This is a genomic window from Myxococcus sp. NMCA1, assembly GCF_026810205.1.
Lineage (GTDB): Bacteria > Myxococcota > Myxococcia > Myxococcales > Myxococcaceae > Myxococcus > Myxococcus xanthus_A.
Window position 1 is genome coordinate 5,630,660 of sequence record NZ_CP113950.1, and the last position, 18,926, is coordinate 5,649,585.

The window sequence follows — 18,926 nt, forward strand, 5'->3', positions numbered from 1 at the left end:
AGAAGTGAGAAACAGGACGGAACGGGACACACCGCGAGTGTGCAGGGTGACACCGGACGAGTTGACTCTACACGTCTGTTCAGGGAGAGTGACACTGAAAGCCTGTTGCCTGGGGGGAACGACTCCCCGGCAGGACGGCAGATGAGTGAGGGAGCGCATGGAAGAGCTCACGGAACGCCAGCGCGAGATTCTCAGCTTCATCGTCAAGGAGACGGAGACCCGGGGCTTCCCGCCGACGATTCGCGAAATCGGGGAGCACATGGACATCCGCTCGACGAACGGCGTCAACGACCACCTGAAGGCGCTGGAGCGCAAGGGTTACCTGAACCGGGGCGAGCAGCAAAGCCGCTCCCTGGTGCCCACCAAGCGCGCCCGGCTGCTGCTCGGCCTGGGGGCGCGCAAGGACTCGGGCATGGTGGAGATTCCCCTGCTCGGCAAGGTCGCCGCCGGCGCGCCACTGCTGGCGCAGGAGAACATGGAGGACTCCGTCAAAATCGACAGCTTCCTGCTCGGAGGTGTGAATGGCCGCGAGGTCTTCGCCCTGCGCGTGAAGGGGCAGTCGATGATTGACGACGGCATCCACGATGGGGACTACCTCTTCGTGAAGAAGACGCCGTCCGCCCAGCCGGGTGAAATCGTGGTGGCCCTCATCGAGGACGAAGCCACGGTGAAGCGCTACTACCCGGAAGGGGACCGCATCCGCTTCCAGCCGGCCAACGCCACCATGCAGCCCATCTACGTGAGCCGCGCGGAGTTCCGGTCCACGATGATTCTGGGGCAGGTGGTGGGCGTGTACCGCAAGCTCCAGGGCGGCCGCACCCCGTAGTCCACCCCACCCGTCCCGGGCCGTTTCCTGGCCCGGGCGTGGCTCAAGGGCACTTCTTGAGGGTGGCGTCAGCCGCGGTCGCCCGCGCGCAGGCGGCCTGCAGGATGCCGGTGTCCTTGAGTTCCCGCGCCAGTTGGGCGGTGGCGACGTGCAGCTCGGTATCCTTCGCGTGGTCCTGCTCCGCGCTGAGGTTGGCGAGGATGCGCAGCGCGTCCGGCTTGCGGTCCATGGTGGCCAGCAGGCTGGCCAGCTCCCGCAGCTCGCGGATGTCCTGGCCGGACACGGACTCCAGGGCCGCGGACAGCTCCTCCTTCGCGGCCGAGGCGTCCTTCATCCCCAGGTAGATACGGGCCAGCGCCACGTGGACGATGGCGCGGTCCTTCACACGCAGGGACTCCTTGTACGCGCTGATGGCGTCCCCGGGCTTGTCCAGCTTCATCTGGATTTCGCCGACGAGCTCCCAGAGCGTGGGATCCCGGGGCGAGCGGCTGGCGGCATCGCGGTAGGCGTTGGCGGCCTCGGTGAGGTTGCCGGAGCGCACCAGGGCGTCCCCCAGGGTGGCGAGCACGTCCGCGGTGTGGATGCCGTCATCCACGGCCTTCTGGGCCGCGGCCAGCAGCTCCGGGTAGCGCTGCTTCGAGGACAGGACGTCCAACGCGCGCATGATGAGCGCGGACTTCTGCTCCGGGGAGGGCGCCGCGTTGGACGCGAGCGTGAAGTGCAGCACGGCGGCGTCGTGGTCGCCCTTCTTGAGGTCCAGGTCGCCCAGCGACTCCAGGGCGTTGAAGTCCTTGGGGAAGAGGGACAGGGCCTTGCGCAGCGAGCTCTGGGCTTCGACCACCTGGCCCAGCTGGGTCTGGATGAAGCCCAGGCGGCTCCAGTTGGTGGAGCGCTTGGGCTCCAGCTTGAGGGCGGCCTCGAACTCGGCGGCGGCGTCCGTCAGCCGGCCCATGGAGAGGTACACCTCGCCGCGCGCGGCGGGCAGGCGCGGGTCGTCCGGGGCAATCTGCTTCATGGCCTCGAAGGAGGCCAGGGCGGCGTCGAAATGGCCCTGGAGGTACTCGGCGGTGCCTTTGACGTAGAGGCCCTCCGCGTGGTCCTTCGGTTTGACGCGAGGCGTCTCGTCGTCACAGCCCGACAGGGCGAGCAGGGCAATCAGGGAGAGGGCGCGCGGTCGCGGGAACATGAGGGGCTCCGAGGCTCAGAAGTGGTACGCGATGCCTGCGTTGAGGTCCAGGTTGAGGCCGTCTCCCAGCTTTGATTCCGACAGCCCCAGCACCGCCTGCGCGACGTTGGTGCCCAACTCGACCTGGAAGCCCACCGAGCCGGCAATGAGGTACTCCAGGCCCGCGAAGCCCACGACGGTGGGCAGCGGGCCGGTGGACTGGAAGATACCGAAGTCACCGAAGGACAGCTGAACGCCCAGGCCGAACCCCCAGTAGGGCCGCAGGGACTTCTCCACGTTGTGGTAGTGGCGCGCGCCCACGACGCTGGGCAGCACGTTGAGGCCACTGCGCACGCCGTCCTGCGTGGAGCGCACGTAGCTGAAGCCCACTTGGAGGAAGCCGACCCATTCGGGGTGGAACCAGTAGCCCACCTCGATGTCGCCGCCTGGGTTCACCGTGGACAGCTTGTCGATGAAGTTGTTGTTGACGCGCAGGCCCAGCATCAGGCCGCCGCCCCCCGTGCGCGAAGAGCCCCCCAGCAGCGGGCGGGCCGCCACGGATTCCTCCGGCGGGACGAGCGCGGCGAAGAGCTGGTCGGAGACGGCCTTCGCGGTGCGCAGCAGGTCCTCCGCTTCCGGGGCCTCCGCGCGAGGCCGGGCCAGGATCCGCCCGCCCGCGGCGTCCAACAGGTTGGCGGTGAGCAGGTACTTGTCGCCGAAGCGGTCCAGTCGGCCGGCCACGACGTAGCGAGCGCCGGTGAGGGCCACGAGTTCCTGGAGGCAGTCTCCCCGGTCGCACGTCTTGAGGCCCTGGAGTTGCTGCTGGCGCTCCTCGTCCAGGGCGGCCTCGATGTCCCACTGCGAGAGGACTCGCAGCCGCGGCGACTCCGCCAGGCGCGAGGTGATGAGCGAGGTGACGCCCGGCGCCGCGTCGCTGCCTGCCTCGTTGGCCTCCAGCATCAACACCGCCACGACGACGGGCCCGGCCGCATCGGCCGTGCTCGCCTGGACCGCAGCGGCCTGTGACACAGGGGCTGGCGCCTGGGCATGCGCCGCCGAAGCCAGCAAGACGAAACAGGAGAGCCACCAGGACACGAAGCGCGACACGGGCCGACACTCTACCTTCACCCGGGCCCGGCACCGAGGCCCAGACGTCATACGACGTAGCGCCCTGCCCCACCGCCCGGAGCAGGAAGGCAACCGGGCCCGCGCCGCCTCGCCTACGAGGAGGGCATCGGCCCCAGATAGTCGAGCGGGTCCACCGGCTTTCCGTCCAGGCGCACCTCGAAGTGCAGATGGGGCCCGGACGTCCGGCCCGACTCGCCGACGGTGGCAATCACCTGTTCGCGGCGAACCTTCTGCCCGGTGCGCACGCGCAGGTCGCGGTTGTGCGCATACAGGGTAATCAACTTGTTCGTGTGCTCGACGATGACGATGTTGCCGTAGCCGCGCTGCTCGCCCGCGTAGAGCACCGTGCCTTCCTGCGCCGCCTTCACGGGTGTGCCAGAAGGCGCTGCCAGGTCGATGCCATCGTGCGGTTCCTTCCCCTTCTTCCCGAAGCGGCCGTACAGGACGCCTCTCAGAGGCCAGTCGAGCTGCCCCTGCGTGGCCACGCGCGGCGGGCCCGTGGCGCTCGCTGGACGCGACAGGGGCCGGCTGCGCGACGGAGGCTCCTCGCGGCGGCCCGCGGTGGGCACGCTGCGCCGCGACTCCGCTGACGTGGAGGTCCGAACCGGCTCTGGGTCCGCCTCCGCCAGGGCACGCACGGGCACGCCGCGCTCGACGCCGGGGATGGTGAGCTCCTGCCCCACCGCCAATGTCCACGGCGCCTTGATGCCGTTGGCCGAGCCCAGCTCCTCCACCGTGAGGCCGTAGGTGCGGGAGATGCGGTACATCGTCTCGCCAGCGGCCACGACGTGGCGCGCGGCCACCAGCTCCGGCTCGGCGTGGACGCCCCGCAGGTTGAACGGCAGCGGCGTGGTCCGCTCGGCCGCGTCGGTGACTACCGCCGTCTCGTCCTCACGCGAAACGGCGTCCAACCCCGTGTCCGTCCCGGCCACGGAGGATGCCCGGGTGCCCACACAGCCGCTCAGCAACACGGCCAGGAGGAACACCCGGAGCGCCCCACGCGCTCGGCTGGACACGCACGGCGCCAACGCTAGGCACCGTCCGGTTCATGCCGGTTGAAGCCATCGACCTGCCACCCGGAGAGGTCCGGGAGCCGGCCATGGTCCGTCAGCTCGAAGTGCAGCGGAGTGACGGAGACGCGCTTGTCCCGGAACACGGCATTGCAGTCGCTGCCCGGGATGTCCTCGTGCTGGTAGTCGCTACCGCCAATCCAGTAGTACTTCCGGCCACGAGGGTCTTCGTTCTCCACCACCTCGAAGCCGTACGAGTGACGGCCCTGGCGGGTGATGGCGTAGCCCTCCGGCTCCACGCCCCCGGGGATGTTCACGTTGAGGAGCATCCGCGGCGGCAGGGGGCGCGACAGGGCGCTGGACACCAACGAACGGGCGAACCGGGCCGCCGGCGCGAAGTCGAAGTTCCGCCGGGCCACCAGGCTGAAGGCAATGGCGGGCACGCCCAGGAGCGCGCCCTCCATCGCCGCGGCCACCGTGCCGGAGTACATGATGTCTTCGGCCAGATTCGCGCCGTGGTTGATGCCGGAAACCATGAGTACCGGGCGATCATCCTTCAGGAGATGGTTGATCGCCAGATAAGCGCAGTCCGCGGGGGTTCCGTCGACGGCGAACCACCGCGCCCGTACCTCCTTGATGCGCAGCGGCCGGTGCAGGGAGATGGCGTGGGAGGCGGCGCTCTGCTCCCGGTCGGGAGCCACCACCCACACCTCCCCCAGGGGGCTCACGGCCTCGACCAGCGCCTGAAGCCCCTCGGAGAAGTAGCCGTCGTCGTTGGAAACCAGGATGCGCTTGGGCTTGTCGCTCACGGGCTCACTTCTTCTGGTTCAGGGCGCGGAACACCGACTTGCCAGCGTAGCGGGCCGCGGCCCCCAGCTCGCCTTCGATGCGCAGCAACTGGTTGTACTTGGCCACGCGATCGGAGCGGGACGCGGAACCCGTCTTGATCTGCCCGCAGTCCAGCGCCACGGCCAGGTCGGCGATGGTGGTGTCCTCCGTCTCGCCGGAGCGGTGGCTCATGACGGACGTGTACCCGGCGCGGTGCGCCATGCGCACGGCGTCGAACGTCTCCGTCAGGGTGCCAATCTGGTTCACCTTCACCAGGATGGAGTTGGCCGTGCCCGTCTCGATGCCGCGGCCCAGGCGCTCCACGTTGGTGACGAAGAGGTCGTCGCCCACCAGCTGCATGCGCGAACCCAGCGCGTCGGTGAGCTTCTTCCAGCCCTCCCAGTCATCCTCCGCCATGCCGTCTTCGATGGAGATGATGGGGTAGCGCTCCGAAAGGCCCCGGTAGTACTCGAGCAGGCCGGTCGAGTCGTACTCCTTGCCCTCGCCCTTCAGCTTGTACTTCTTGCTGCCCTTGTCGAAGAACTCGCTGGCCGCCACGTCCAGGGCCAGGAAGAGCTGCTCACCGGCCTTGAAGCCCGCCTGGTCAATGGCCTCCATGATGAGCTTCAGCGCCTCTTCGTTCGCCGGCAGGTCCGGGGCGTAGCCGCCCTCGTCGCCCACGCCCGTGGCCAGCTTGCGGCCCTTGAGAATCTTCTTCAGCGCGTGGAACACCTCGGCGCCCCAGCGCAGGCCCTCCGCGAAGGAGGACGCACCGGCGGGCACCACCATGAACTCCTGCACGTCCACGCGGGTGTCCGCGTGCGCGCCGCCGTTGAGGATGTTCATCAGCGGCACCGGCAGGGTGCGCGCCTGCACGCCGCCCACGTAGCGGTACAGCGGCAGCCCGTGCGCGTCCGCCGCGGCGCGAGCGGCCGCCATGGACACCGCGAGGATGGCGTTGGCGCCCAGCTTGCCCTTGGTGGCGGTGCCGTCCAGTTCCAGCATCCGCTGGTCCACCGCGAACTGATCCGCCGCGTCCATGCCCACCAGCGCGGGCGCGAGCACGTCGACCACGTTCTTCACGGCCTTCTGCACGCCCTTGCCCAGGTAGCGATGCTTGTCGCCGTCGCGCAGCTCGATGGCCTCATGCTCACCGGTGGACGCACCGGACGGCACCGCGGCGCGGCCACGAGCGCCCCCGGCAAGCTGGACCTCCGCCTCCACGGTGGGATTGCCACGGGAGTCGAGCACTTCGCGCGCCAGAATCTGAGAAATCTCGGTCATAGGCGGCCGTTTCTAGAAGAGCCCTCCGGGCCGGGCAAGCGTGCTCGCGGCCCGTGCTGCTACAGTGTCCACCCGTCGAATGCCCCCGCCCCAACGCCGCCCCACCTTGAAGGGGCCTGACCCATTGCTCGCTCAACGGCGCCGCGGCGCGCTGCTTGGCATGGCCGTGGGCAATGCCCTGTCCGTCCCCACCGCGCACCGGCCCTTCATGGCCGTTCCGTTTCCCAAGCAGGCGGAGGGGCCCTACATGAAGCTGATGGGCGGCGGTCCGCATGAGCTGCGTCGCGGCCAGGTGACGGAAGAGGTCCAGCTCGCGGCCTGCCTGAGCCACAGCCTCCGGTCCATCAAGCGTTACGACGCCGCAGACGCACTGCGTCGTTACCGCGCCTGGCAGCCGCACGCCTTCGACGTCAGCGAGCCCATGAAGGAGGTCTTCGAGGACTGCCAGACGTCGGGTTTCCCGCCCCTGGGCGCGGGCATGCGCGTGTGGCTGCGTGCGTACCGGAAGCCCGCGGACCCGGGGAGCCTGGCCCGCGCGGCGCCGCTGGGCGTGTACCTGGCCGGTGACGCCCACGCGCTCACCCAGGCCTCGCTGGAGGACTCCGCCCTCACCCACTTCGACCCGCGCTGCCAGCTCGCCTGCGCGGCCTTCAACGCGGCCATTGGCCATGCCGTCACCCATGGCGCGGGCCTCAAGGCCGCCGACCTCATCCCCGCCGCGGAGTCGGGCCTGCTGCTGGCCGGCGCGGCGCTCGGGCGTTCCGCCAGTGACTACGTGCAGGAGGTGTCCTTCGCCGCGTCGCTCCTGCGCGAGGATCTGGCCATCGCCCAGCAAGAGGACCCGATGCTGTACGGGCCGGAGCTGCACCTCCACCGCCCCCTGCACGCGGTGCGCGTCGCCTTCCGGCTGGCCTTCTGGGAGCTGCTCCACGCCCCCAGCGCCGAGGCCGCGCTCCTGGACGTCGTCCACCGGGGCGGCGACACGGAGGCCCACGCCACCATCACCGGCGCGCTCGTGGGCGCCTTCCATGGCGAGCAGGCCCTGCCCGAGGAGTGGCGCAAGCAAGTCCTGGAGGCCCTGGCCACCGTCAAGGGGCCGCTGTGTGATGTCTACCACCCCCGGCACCTGCTGGCCCTGACCAACGCCTGAGGGCTCCTGAATGCGCGAAGCCCGCGGGGCCGTCCTGGGAAGGACCGCCACCGCGGGCTCGGGGACACACTGGCGCGGCCGACAGGCCGCTCGCCAGGGTCAGGCCAGCAGGTCGATGACCACTACGCCCCGCTGGGGCTTGTCGTCTTCGGTCTCCGTGCGGCGACGCGGGCGGTCATCCGGCACGGGGAGCGGAAGCTCCACCGCCGGCCTGTCGTGCTCCTCACGGCGGCGCTCACGGCGCTTGATCTCTTCGATGATGAAGGCGTCGAGCATGGGTATTCCGTCTCCCTCAGCCTACGTACCCCGATGTACGCCCATCCCGCCCCAATACCATTTCCATCAATATCAGATGCAAATTAAGAACCCCGGTTCTTCGCTGGGTACGTTGCAGCCATCTCGCACGGTTGCTCGTCTGCCACCCGACACCCGGACCAGGGCACCCAGGGCAGAAATGTCGTGGAGGCCGAAAATCCCGTGGGGATGGTGTTCATTTTAATGCCCTCGAAGCGGCCCGCAAGCGGACCGTCCCATGGGCATACTCCCCGTATCCAGCGTCGCAAGCCCCTTCGAGTCGGCCTCGTCCGCCCGCCTGCTGCGACGCGCGGATCGTCCGGGTCCCCGAAGACTCCTGGCGGCCGGCGGGCGATGGTGGAGTCGCCCGCCCGGAAGCCGCCCGGAGGCGTGGTTCAGGGCGCCTCGAAGCGGCGCTTGAAGGCGTCCAGCATCTTCGGCAACGAGGTCTCCACCAGCGCGGAGACGACGCTCTTGGGCACCAGCGCGCCCAGGGCCATCTCCACGGTGTAGGTGGCCTTCGTCTTGCCCTCGCCTTCGGGCTCCAGGACCCAGCTGCCCTGGTTGTCCTTCATGAACTCGCCCTTGATGTAGGACCAGGACATGCGAGTGGGCCGCTCCTCCGTGACGTGGATGGAGTAGTTGATGGTCTTCAACACATCCACCTTGTAGTGGACGTCCACCGTGTTGCCCTTGCGGTTCTCGGTCCGGATGCCCTTCACCTCTGGAAGGAACTCCGGGTACCGCTCGTACTGGGTGATGACGTCGAAGACCTTCTCGATGGGGGCGTTGACGATGATGGTTCGCGAGGCGCCAGGCATGGGTGTCTCCAGGGGGCGTGAGTCAGGGTGGGAGCTGCGGCCTAGAAAGCGTACCCCGGCTTCTTGTCGAACTTGTGCACCGACTGGATGAAGCGGACGGTGCCCGTCTTGCTGCGCATGACGACGGAGTGCGTCTCGCATCCACCGCCGAAGAAGCGCACGCCCTTGAGGAAGTCGCCGGTGGTGACGCCGGAGGCGGCGAACATGACCTCGCCCTTGGCCAGCTCCTCGGCGGTGTAGATCTTCGAGATGTCGGTGATGCCCATGGACTTCGCGCGGTCGATTTCGCCCTGGTTGCGGGGAACGAGCCGGCCCTGCATGTCACCGCCGGTGGCGCGGATGGCCGCCGCGGCGATGACGCCCTCGGGCGCGCCGCCGATGCCCATCAGCACCTCCACGCCCGTGTCCTCGAAACACGTGGCGATGGCGCCGGCCACGTCACCGTCCTCGATGAGCCGGATGCGGGCGCCCGCCGCGCGAATCTCCTTGATGAGGTCGGTGTGACGCTCGCGGTCCAGCACCACCACGGTGAGGTCTTCCACATAGACCTTCATCTTCTCCGCGATGGAGCGGAGGTTCTCCGTGGGCGTCTTGCGCAGGTCGATGGCGCCCCGGGCGCGCGGGCCCACGGCCATCTTCTCCATGTACGTGTCGGGGGCGTTGAGCAGCCCGCCCTTGCCCGCCATGGCCACCACGGCGATGGAACCCGGACGGCCGTAGGCGCACAGGTTGGTGCCCTCCAGCGGGTCCAGGGCGATGTCCACCTCGGGCGCACCCTCGCCACGCTTGCCCACCTTCTCGCCGATGTAGAGCATGGGCGCCTCGTCGCGCTCGCCCTCGCCGATGACAACGGTGCCATCAATCTGCAGCGCGTCGAAGGCGCGGCGCATGGCGTCCACGGCGGCCTGATCCGACTCGTCCTTGTTGCCGCGGCCCATCAGTCGAGCGGAGGCGATGGCCGCCATCTCGGTGACGCGCACGACCTCCATTGCCAGGTTGCGATCCATGTGTGTGCTCCTTGCGTATGCCGGAAGGGTTCAGGTGGAAGAAGTGGAAGAGCCCGGGGAAGGCTCGGTCGTTTCGAGCAGCCGGATGAGGGAGTCCGGCAGCCGCGTCGGCTTGCCGTCCCGCCCCACGCAGGCGTGACGGGTCATGCCGGTGCAGAGCAGCGTGCGTGGCGCACCGTCACGAAACAGCGCGTAGGTGAACACGATGGACGCTCGGCGCAACTCGCTCACGGTGGTTTGGATGACCAACAGATCGTCGTAGCGCGCGGATGCCTTGTACTGGCAGCTCGCCTCGGCCACGGGTAGCAGGGCACCAGAGCGCTCCAGTTCGGCGTAGCTGCCACCCCGGGCGCGGAAGTACTCACTGCGCGCGAACTCGAAATAGCGGAAGTAATTCGCGTAGTAGACGACACCCATCTGATCGGTGTCGCCGTAGATGACGCGAAGACGGGCCTCGACCATGAAGCGGGTGACCCTAACAGCGCGATGTGCGGCGTCCAAGCAGTGACACGCGTTGTTGGTTGCTTCTCACCATCCCGGCGGGGATGGTTCTCATCCCAATGATTCGCGCACTTGTCCTCGCCGTGGCGCTGGCCACCCTGCCCGCTTTTGCCCGACCTCCCAGGCTCACGCTCGTCATCAGTGTGGACGCGCTCGGCAGCGACGTGCTGCTGCGCAACCGCCCTCGGCTGAAGGGCGGCCTGGGCCAGCTGCTCAACCAGGGCGCGTACTTTCCTTATGCGCGCTACGGCTATGCCGAATGCCGCACCGCGCCCGGCCACGCCACCCTGTCCACGGGCGCCAACCCCTGGCGGCACGGCATCGTGGACAACCGGTGGGTGGACCGCTCCACGATGAAGCGCGTGATGTCCTTCGCGGACGCGGCACACCCAGTGTTGGAGGTGCCGCTGAAGCCGGGCCAGGACTCCGGCCCCGCGCACCTCATGGTGGAGACGCTGGCGGACCGGCTGCGGGTGACGACGCAGGAGCGCGGCAAGGCGGTGGCGTTGGCCATCAAACCCCACGCGTCCATTGCCCTGGCCGGGCGTGCGGGACAGGCGTGGTGGTTCGACAAGGGCGAGGGGAAGTTCGTCACCGGCACCTGGTACACCAAGGAGTTCCCGGCGTGGCTGAAGGCGCTGAACGCGCGGAAGCTGCCGGAGGCGTCCTTCGGCAAGAAGTGGGAGCTGATGCGGCCGGCCTCGGAGTACGTGGGCGAGGACGAAGGCCTCGCTGAGTCGGACGTCTACGGCCTGGGCCGCACCTTCCCCCATCCGCTGGACGGTGGGCTGCCGTCGCCGGGCCCTACCTTCTACCAGGCGTTCGCCGTCTCGCCGGACTCGCATGACCTGCTGGTGGAGGCGGCCAAGGCGGCCATCGCCGGAGAGGGCCTGGGCCAGGACGACGTGCCCGACCTGCTGGCCGTGAGCTTCAGCGGCACGGACCTGGTGTTCCATGAGTACGGGCCGTACTCGTGGGAGATGCAGGACACGCTGCTGCGGCTGGACAAGGCGATGGGCAACCTCATCGCCGCGGCCGAGCGCGCGGCGGGCGGACGGGGCAACCTGGTCATCGCGCTGTCCGCGGACCACGGCGGCGCGGCGATGCCGGAGCAGTGGGCAGCCAAGGGGCTTCCCGCGAAGCGGGTGACTTCGGCGGAGCTGGCGGAGGGCCTGACGCAGGCGCTGCGACAGCAGTTCGGCGGCGACGTGACGGCCACGCTCGAACAGCTCGACGTGTACCTGGGCGGTCAGACGCACCAGGGAGGTGCGGTGGACTCGGCGGTGCGACGCGCTGCCGCGGCATGGCTGGCGAAACATCCGTCGGTCATCACGGCCGTGGCGAATGATGACCTGTTCACCGCGCCGGACACCGCAGGCTACCTGACGTCCATGCGCAAGAGCTACTACCCCGGGCGCAGCGGCGACGTGCTCTTCATGATCCGGCCCTTCCACCTGCTCCACTACATCCCCACCGGCACCAGCCACGGCACGCCGCACTCCTACGATTCGCAGGTGCCCATCCTCTTCGCGGGCAAGGGCGTGAAGCCGGGCATGTACCTGGAGGAGATTGACCCGGTGGACTTCGCCCCCACCCTGTCGGCGCTGATGGAGATGGGCATGCCGGCGTCAGCGGAGGGCAAGCCCCGCGCGGAGGTCCTCACGGGCAAGTGAGCGGTCCTCACGGCCGCGAGCGGACACGCGCGCTGAGGGCGCCGTCCGCCGCGGTCCGGGCGCTGTGAAGGGAGGGCTCCGCGCGCCCAGGCAGAGAGTGCCGGGACGCCCTTCGACGCGGAGGCGCTGGAGCCAGGAGCGCCTCCGTGTCAGCGCGCTACGCCGGCTTTGGCTGCTTGCTGCGCGCGGGCCGCTTCGCCGCGGCGGTGATTTCCAGCGACAGGTCCATGGCCCGCGCGGAGTGCGTCAGCGCGCCCATGGACACGAAGTCGATGCCCAGCTTCGCCAGCCGAGGCAGCCGGTCCAACGTGACGCCGCCCGACACCTCGAGCGGGACGCGGCCCGCCGCCAGCTTCACGGCCTCGCGAATCTGCGCGTCGTCCATGTTGTCGAGCATCACCACGTCCGCGCCGTGCTCGATGGCCTCCGCGAGTTGCTTGAGGTTGGTGACCTCGATTTCAATCTTGGTCAGCCGGGGCCCGTTGAGCTTCGCCCGGCGCAGCGCCTCCGCGATGGAACCACCCACGGCGGCGATGTGGTTGTCCTTGATGAGGACGCCGTCGAAGAGGCCGAAGCGGTGGTTGGAGGCACCGCCCATGCGGACGGCCTCCTTGGCCACCGTGCGCATTCCCGGCGGCGTCTTCCGCGTGTCCAGGACGCGCAGATTGGAGCCACGCACGGACGTGACAGCCTGCTGCGCCAGCGTCGCGATGCCCGCGGCCCGCTGCACGATGTTGAGCGCGGTGCGCTCCGCCGCGAGCAGCGAGCGCATCCGGCCATGACAGCGCGCGGCGACCATCTTCGGTTTGATCTCCTGACCGTCGCGGCGCAACAGCTCCACCTCGACGTTCGGGTCGACCGTCTTGAAGACGCGGACGAAGGCATCCAGGCCCGCGAGCACCAACTGCTCCTTGGCGACCAACTCCGCGCTGCCCTCGTAGTCAGGAGGGATGAGGGCCTGCGAGGTGACGTCACCCGCCGCCCCCAGGTCCTCATCGAGTGCGAGCGCGATGAGCCGGTCGAGGTAATCCTGCTGCTGCACGTCTCCTCCTGCTACCGCCGGGCCTTTGCCCGCGCCTTGGGTTTCGCCCCGGTGCCCTTCTTCGCCGCCGCCTTGCTGGCGGGGGCCTTCTTCGCGGGAGCCTTCCGGCCCGCCGCCTTCTTCACCGGCTTCTTGCTGGCGGCAGCGACCTTCTTCGCGGCCCCCTTCTTCGTGGCAGCCTTCTTCGCGGCGACCTTGGCCGGAGCCTTCTTCGCAGCGGCCTTCTTCGCCGCGCCCTTGGCAGGCGCCTTCTTCGCGGCGGCCTTCTGGGCCGAAGCCTTCTTCGACGCAGCCTTGGCCGGAGCCTTCTTGGCGGCGGCCTTCTGAGCCGAAGCCTTCTTCGCCGCGCCCTTGGCCGGAGCCTTCTTCGCAGCGCCCTTCTTGGCGGCGCCCTTCGCGCCCGCGGCCTTCGTCACAGCGGCCTTCTTGCCCGCGGCCTTCTTCGCGGGACGCGCCTTCGCCGGAGCGGCAGGCTCCTCGTCGGAAGCGGAGACGGCCTCCACCACCGTGTCCTTCGCGATGGACGACGCCTTCTTCACGGCGGCCAGGGCGGCCTTCACCACGGCCTTCGCGGTGGAGGCCACCGTCTGCTCAGACTCAGCGGCCTCCTGCTTGGCGGCGGCGGGCACCTCACGGGCGTCGCCACCGGCGCGCGCCGTGTTGAACTCCCGCATCGCGTCGTCGACGAGGCCCATGCTCATATACGCCACGCCGAGGTCATGATGGTCGGCCGGAGACAGGCCTTCCTTCGTCCCCGCGCGCAGCTTCTCCAGGGCCTCCTGCACCTGGGGATCCGCGGCTTCGGTCACACCGCCCGCGGCCTCGAGCTCGTCCTTCAACTCCTCCGCCAGGTCGACGTTGCCCTCTGCTTCCGCATCCGGGGCGACCTTCACCTCGGCCGGAACGGTGGAAGCCTCCTCCTCCTCGGTGGACTCGGCGAGCGTCTCGTATTCAGTGCCCCCCTCGACCGGAGGCCGCGCCTCTAATGAAGCGGCGCTCTCGGGCGGCGTGATGGGCTCGGTCGCGACGTCGGCTTCGGTCGCGATGTCGGCCTCGGTCGGCTCAACGCTTTCGGTCGGCGTGCTGCTCTCGGACGGCGGCGCTGCGGGCATGGCGGGCTCCGGGGCAATGCGCTGCAGATGGTCCTGAAGCTTGGCCTTGCGCTCCTTCAACTCCTCCACGCGGGCGCGGTCCTTCTCGACCACGTCCGGGGGCGCCTTGGCCACGAAGTTGGGGTTCTCCAGCTTGCGCAACACACCGGCGGCCTCCTGCTCGGCGCGCGCAATCTCCTTGCGGAGGCGGTCGCGTTCCGCGTCCAGGTCGATGAGACCCGCCAGCGGCACGTAGATTTCCAGGTTCGTGCCCACGAAGGCGGCGGCCTGCGGCGGCTTGGTGCCGGGCGCGCCAATCTCCACCTCGGACAGGCCGGCCAGCGGCATCAGGTACGCGCGCCAGCGCTCCAGCAGCTCGCGCGTGCGAGCGTCCGGGCTCTGCACCACCGCCTTCACCTTGGTCGCGGGCGACAGGTTGCTCTCGCCGCGGATGGTGCGCAGGCCCTCGATGGAGGCGATGACCGGGGCCATCTCCGCCTCGGCGGCCTCGTCCACCAGGTTCGCGTCGGGCTCCGGGTACGACGCGATCATGATGCTGTCCACCGACCGGGACATCGGCAGCTTCTGCCAGATCTCCTCGGTGATGAACGGCATGAACGGGTGGAGCAGCCGCAGGATGCGATCCAGCGAGTACACCAGCACCGCGCGCGCGGAGTCCTTCGCCTGCTCATCGGTGCCGTAGAGCGAGCCCTTCGCCAGCTCGATGTACCAGTCGCAGAACTCGGCCCACAGGAACTGGTACAGCGTGGACGCCGCCTCGGCGAAGCCGTACGTCTCCAGCGAGGCGCGGGCCTCGGTGGTGGCTCGCTGGAGCCGCGAGAGAATCCAGCGGTCCGCCAGCGTCAACGGACGCTCCTTCAGCGGACGCTCATCCAGCGTGAACTCGCCCATGTTCATCAGGGCGAAGCGGCTGGCGTTCCACAGCTTGTTGCAGAAGGCCTTGTAGCCAGCCAGCCGGTCCATGGACAGCTTGATGTCCCGGCCCTGCTGGGTGAGCGACGCGAGCGTGAAGCGCAGCGCGTCCGCGCCGAACGCCGGCATGCCCTGCGGGAACTTGTTCTTCAGCGTCGGAGCGAGCTTGTCCGAGCTGGCGCCGAGGATGACGTCCAAGGGGTCGATGACGTTCCCCTTCGTCTTGGACATCTTCTCGCCCTTCTCGTCGCGCACCATCGCGTGCAGGTACACGGTGCGGAAGGGCACATCCCCCATGAAGTGCAGGCCCATCATCATCATCCGGGCGACCCAGAAGAAGATGATGTCGTGGCCCGTCTCCATGACGGACGTCGGGTAGAACGTCTGGAGGTCCGGCGTGTTGCGCGGCCAGCCCAGCGTGGAGAAGGGCCACAGCGCGGACGAGAACCAGGTGTCCAGCACGTCCGGGTCCTGGATGAACGTGGCGCCGCCGCACTTCGGGCAGGCCGAGGGCTGCTCACGCGCGACAATCGGCTCCGCGCGCGCGAAGTCCACGCCGCCCACCTTCACCGTCGCGGCGTCCAGCGGCAGATCGGTGTCGTCCCCCAACCGAGGGCTGCACGCGGTGCAGTAGTACGCGGGAATCTGGTGGCCCCACCAGAGCTGGCGGCTGACGCACCAGTCGTGGATGTTGCGCATCCAGTGGAAGTAGGTGTTCGTCCATGACTCGGGGACGAACTTCGTGCGGCCTTGCTCCACCGCCTCGATGGCCGGCTTCGCCAGCGGTTCAATCTTCACGAACCACTGCGGCGACAGGCGCGGCTCCACCACCGTGGCGCTGCGCTGGCACGTGCCGACGGACAGCTTGTGCGGCTCCTCCTTCTCCAGCAGACCCTGCTCCTGGAGGTCCGCCAGCACCTGCTTGCGCGCCTCGAAGCGATCCAGGCCGGCGTACTTGCCGGTCTCCTTCGTCATCCGGGCCGATTCGTCCAGGATGGACAGCATCGGCAGCTTGTGACGCAGGCCCGTCTGGTAGTCGTTGAAGTCGTGCGCGGGCGTCACCTTCACCACGCCGGTGCCGAACTTCGGATCCACCAGCTCGCCGTCCGCGATGATGGGAATCTCGCGGCCGCTGAGCGGCAGCACCACGTGCTTGCCAATCAGGTCCTGGTAGCGCTCGTCCTCCGGATGGACGGCCACGGCGGTGTCGCCCAGCATCGTCTCCGGACGCGTGGTGGCCACGGTGAGCGTGCGGTCGCTGTCCTTCACCGGGTAGCGGATGTGCCAGATGGAGCCGTTCTTCTCCTGGTGCTCCACTTCCAGGTCGCTGAGCGCCGTGCGGCACGAAGGACACCAGTTGATGAGCTTCTGGGCCCGGTACATCAGGCCCTCTTCGTACAGCCGGACGAAGACCTCGCGCACCGCGGCGGAGGACTGCTCGTCCATGGTGAAGCGCTCACGGCTCCAGTCCAGGGACGCGCCCAGGTAGCGGTGCTGCTCGCCGATACGGGCGCCGAACTTGCCCTTCCACTCCCAGACGCGCTCCAGGAAGGCCTCGCGGCCCAGGTCGTGGCGGCTCTTGCCCTCCGTCTTCTTCAGCTCCTTCTCCACCACCATCTGCGTGGCGATGCCTGCGTGGTCCGTACCGGGGAGCCACAGGGCGTTGAAGCCGCTCATCCGCTTCCAGCGGGTGAGGATGTCCTGGATGGTGGCCGTCAGCGCATGGCCGATGTGCAGGCTGCCCGTGACGTTGGGCGGCGGCAGGACGATGGAGAACGGCGGCTTGTCGGAGGGCGCCTCGGCGCGGAAGTAGTTGCGCTCAAGCCAGAACGCGTAACGCCGGGCCTCGACCTCGGTGGGCTCGTAGGCCTTCGAAAGTTCAGTGGTATCGGTCATTGAAAACGGCCGGCCCCGGAGACCGGGGCCGGCAAAAGGTCAGGAGGTTACGGCGCCAGGCGCCTCAGTGCTGGGTCTCTCGGTCCTTGATGAGCCGCTCGAGCTCCTCTCGGATGATGGTCTCCGCCAGCTGCGGTACCACCTCCCAGGCAATCTTCTCGATGACCTCGCGGGAAGCCTTCGAAAGCGCCTCGCGCAGCAGGGCCTCGCCCCCATCCGCGGCAGGCGCACGGGCGCTCGCCGGCCTGGCCGCGACAGGCGCGGGGGTGGCGATGTCCAGCGAGATCTCCTCCGCGTCACCCTGGTCGGGCAGCGAGTCCTCGATGCTGATGGACGGCTGGGCCGCGGCGGGCGCGGGCGCCCCCAGACCGAACGGATCCCTGCCCCGCGCGGCGGGCGGCGGCGCCGCCCCTGGAGGAGGCTGCGGCGCGCCAACCGGAGGACGCGAGAAGCCACCCGGCGCGGAACCACCCGGCGGAGGCGGCACGCCCGGACGCGCCACGGCGCCCGGCGGCATGCCCGGACGCGGCGGAAGGCCCGGCGCGGAACCACCCGGCGGAGGCGGCACGCCCGGACGGGCGCCCGGCGGCATCCCAGGTCCCGGAGGACGCGCACCCGGCGGCACGCCCGGGCCGGGAGGACGCGCCATGCCCGGCGGCATCCCAGGTCCCGGAGGACGCGGCGCACCCGGCGCACCCGGCGGCGGCATGCCTGGGCCGGGAGGACGCGCCATGCCCGGCGGCATCCCAGGTCCCGGAGGACGCGCACCCGGCGGCGGCACACCCGCACCCGGCGGCGGACGCGGCACGCCCGGTCCCGGAGGCACACCCGGACGAGCCCCCGGCGGCGGAGCGGGACGAGCCCCCGGCGGTGCGGCGGCGGCGACGGGCGCGGGCGCCGCGACGGGCTGAGGAGCCGCGTGGCGCACCTGCGTGGCGGCCGACGCGGGCATCGTGTTGGACTTCTGGCCGACCAGCGCCTTCACCTTGTCGAGCAGCACCTGGCTCTCGAAGGGCTTGGTGACGTGGTCATCGGCGCGGGCGGCGCGGGCGCGATTCTCGTCGAACGCCTCGAAGGTGCCGGCCAGCAGCACCACCGGGATGCCCTGGGTGGCCGGGTCGTTCTTCAGCGCCTCGCAGACCTCATAGCCGCTCTTGCCCGGCATCATGACGTCCGCGAGCACGACGTCCGGACGCAGCTCGCGAGTGCGGGAGATGGCGTCCAGCCCGTTGTCCACCGCGGTCACCTGAAAGTCCTCGGTCGCGAAGATCATCCCGATCACCTTGCGGATGGTGAGCGAGTCATCGGCGACCAGCAGATTCTTGGGCATCGGTTCGGGCCTCGGGGAGCATCCACTCCCCTGAATTCGTTGGTGATTCCCGCCGCGAGGGTTGACTCGCGGCAGTCTGACAAGTGGGGCAGCTTACGAGTTGCCCTCTGGGACGATCAAGAAAACATGCGTTGCAGGTCCAGGAACGCCACAGGCTCGCTCAACCCAGGAGCGCGGAAGCTGCCCGCGGTGTCGTCCGGCTCGAAACGTTGCATGACGCCGAGCACTCGCGTGGCCGTCAACCCCACGTTCCGCCCAGCCAGTTCTGTGAGGACGATGAAGGGCTCCGGCACGGGCGCTTCCCCCAGCAACGCGGGGACCGAGCAGACAGGCCACAGCACCTGATCATGCGGAAAAATACCGGCCACCGGTCCGCTCTGCACGGGCAGCACGCTGAAGGCCTCTCCCCGGCTGATGACCTGCGACACCAGGCCCAGGGGGACGCCGAACAGTCGGCTCTGGGACTCGAAGACGAGCGCCCGGTCCGGAGCCGCCTCCGCCCAGTGCACGGGCCGGGCGGCAACCGCCGCAGACATCGAACCCACCCGGTGCGGCAGCGCCTCCGCGATGAGCTCCAGGTACAGCCGCGACTTGTGCAGCACCGCGCCCCGGCTCAGCGGAGCCAGCGAGTCCGCCAATCCCGGTGGCAGCAGGAAGAACGGCGCGCGGGCCACGTCCGCCACCTCCACCACGGAGCGGACGCGCACCGCCAGGGTGGGACTCACGTCGAGCACCACCACCATGCCCGGGCCTTCCTCGGGCGGCCCGCCCAGCAGCGCGCAGAGGTCCTTCACCTCCAGCACACCCCGCAGGCTGCTGCCGTTGGCGCCCGGCATCGCTACTTCCATGACAGACGTCGCTTCCACGGCGTAACGGGTTTCCCCGGCCTCAACGAGAAGGCAGAGCCGACGGCCGCTTTCGAAGGGGGACACGGGGGCCGACCCTAG

At 69.3% G+C, this 18,926-nt stretch carries 16 protein-coding genes; 3 read left to right on the top strand and 13 right to left on the bottom strand.

From position 1 onward, the window contains the following. Positions 1–157: 157 nt before the first annotated feature. Positions 158–826 (top strand): transcriptional repressor LexA, encoded by a 669-nt coding sequence (lexA, locus tag OZ403_RS23090; protein WP_090490846.1) that lies wholly within the window; start codon positions 158–160, stop codon positions 824–826. Positions 827–869: 43 nt separating this feature from the next. Here lexA and OZ403_RS23095 read toward each other — a convergent pair whose 3' ends face one another. The 5 genes from OZ403_RS23095 to eno all read right to left on the bottom strand — a co-directional run bounded on the left by OZ403_RS23095 (position 870) and on the right by eno (position 6,241). Next, a complete protein-coding gene (locus OZ403_RS23095) occupies positions 870–2,012 on the bottom strand; it encodes a tetratricopeptide repeat protein (protein ID WP_268781750.1) in 1,143 nt (380 codons plus the stop codon). A 15-nt stretch (positions 2,013–2,027) separates the two neighbouring features. Next, a complete protein-coding gene (locus OZ403_RS23100; protein ID WP_140793049.1) occupies positions 2,028–3,149 on the bottom strand; it encodes a hypothetical protein in 1,122 nt (373 codons plus the stop codon). 62 nt (positions 3,150–3,211) lie between these two features. Further along, the gene (locus tag OZ403_RS23105) at positions 3,212–4,147 is read right to left on the bottom strand and encodes a LysM peptidoglycan-binding domain-containing M23 family metallopeptidase (RefSeq protein ID WP_268781751.1); all 936 of its coding nucleotides are present in this window, start codon (positions 4,145–4,147) and stop codon (positions 3,212–3,214) included. 2 nt (positions 4,148–4,149) lie between these two features. After that, a complete protein-coding gene (surE, locus tag OZ403_RS23110) occupies positions 4,150–4,938 on the bottom strand; it encodes a 5'/3'-nucleotidase SurE (RefSeq protein WP_140793053.1) in 789 nt (262 codons plus the stop codon). A 4-nt stretch (positions 4,939–4,942) separates the two neighbouring features. Further along, positions 4,943–6,241 carry a phosphopyruvate hydratase gene (gene eno, locus OZ403_RS23115; protein WP_011554450.1) on the bottom strand — a complete coding sequence of 433 codons (1,299 nt, stop codon included), beginning with the start codon at positions 6,239–6,241 and terminating at the stop codon, positions 4,943–4,945. A 106-nt stretch (positions 6,242–6,347) separates the two neighbouring features. Here eno and OZ403_RS23120 point away from each other — a divergent pair, with 106 nt between their 5' ends. Beyond that, positions 6,348–7,391 carry an ADP-ribosylglycohydrolase family protein gene (locus OZ403_RS23120; protein WP_442929821.1) on the top strand — a complete coding sequence of 348 codons (1,044 nt, stop codon included), beginning with the start codon at positions 6,348–6,350 and terminating at the stop codon, positions 7,389–7,391. A 99-nt stretch (positions 7,392–7,490) separates the two neighbouring features. On the opposite strand, the gene OZ403_RS23125 is transcribed toward OZ403_RS23120, so the two are convergent. From OZ403_RS23125 to OZ403_RS23140, 4 genes are all read right to left on the bottom strand, one after another. After that, positions 7,491–7,667, bottom strand: a complete 177-nt coding sequence (locus OZ403_RS23125; RefSeq protein ID WP_268781753.1) for a hypothetical protein — start codon at positions 7,665–7,667, stop codon at positions 7,491–7,493. A 413-nt stretch (positions 7,668–8,080) separates the two neighbouring features. Then, positions 8,081–8,506: a type II toxin-antitoxin system RatA family toxin gene (locus OZ403_RS23130; protein WP_140855631.1), complete on the bottom strand. Its 426-nt coding sequence runs from the start codon at positions 8,504–8,506 to the stop codon at positions 8,081–8,083. A gap of 41 nt (positions 8,507–8,547) precedes the next feature. Next, positions 8,548–9,513: a class II fructose-bisphosphatase gene (gene glpX, locus OZ403_RS23135; protein WP_140793058.1), complete on the bottom strand. Its 966-nt coding sequence runs from the start codon at positions 9,511–9,513 to the stop codon at positions 8,548–8,550. 30 nt (positions 9,514–9,543) lie between these two features. Next, complete coding sequence (locus OZ403_RS23140; RefSeq protein WP_140793060.1) at positions 9,544–9,975, bottom strand: acyl-CoA thioesterase; 432 nt, start codon at positions 9,973–9,975, stop codon at positions 9,544–9,546. A 98-nt stretch (positions 9,976–10,073) separates the two neighbouring features. On the opposite strand from OZ403_RS23140, the gene OZ403_RS23145 reads away from it, so the two are divergent. Beyond that, positions 10,074–11,687: an alkaline phosphatase family protein gene (locus tag OZ403_RS23145; protein ID WP_174260574.1), complete on the top strand. Its 1,614-nt coding sequence runs from the start codon at positions 10,074–10,076 to the stop codon at positions 11,685–11,687. 157 nt (positions 11,688–11,844) lie between these two features. On the opposite strand, the gene nadC is transcribed toward OZ403_RS23145, so the two are convergent. The 4 genes from nadC to OZ403_RS23165 form a co-directional block, all read right to left on the bottom strand. Then, entirely contained in the window at positions 11,845–12,729 is an 885-nt protein-coding gene (nadC, locus tag OZ403_RS23150) for a carboxylating nicotinate-nucleotide diphosphorylase (protein WP_140798910.1), read from the bottom strand. 11 nt (positions 12,730–12,740) lie between these two features. Beyond that, positions 12,741–16,649 carry a valine--tRNA ligase gene (locus OZ403_RS23155; RefSeq protein WP_268781754.1) on the bottom strand — a complete coding sequence of 1,303 codons (3,909 nt, stop codon included), beginning with the start codon at positions 16,647–16,649 and terminating at the stop codon, positions 12,741–12,743. A 64-nt stretch (positions 16,650–16,713) separates the two neighbouring features. Further along, positions 16,714–17,979 carry a motility regulator RomR gene (gene romR / locus OZ403_RS23160; RefSeq protein WP_268781755.1) on the bottom strand — a complete coding sequence of 422 codons (1,266 nt, stop codon included), beginning with the start codon at positions 17,977–17,979 and terminating at the stop codon, positions 16,714–16,716. Between the two features lie 116 nt (positions 17,980–18,095). Beyond that, a complete protein-coding gene (locus tag OZ403_RS23165) occupies positions 18,096–18,911 on the bottom strand; it encodes a chemotaxis protein CheW (RefSeq protein WP_268781756.1) in 816 nt (271 codons plus the stop codon). Between the last annotated feature and the right edge of the window lie 15 nt (positions 18,912–18,926).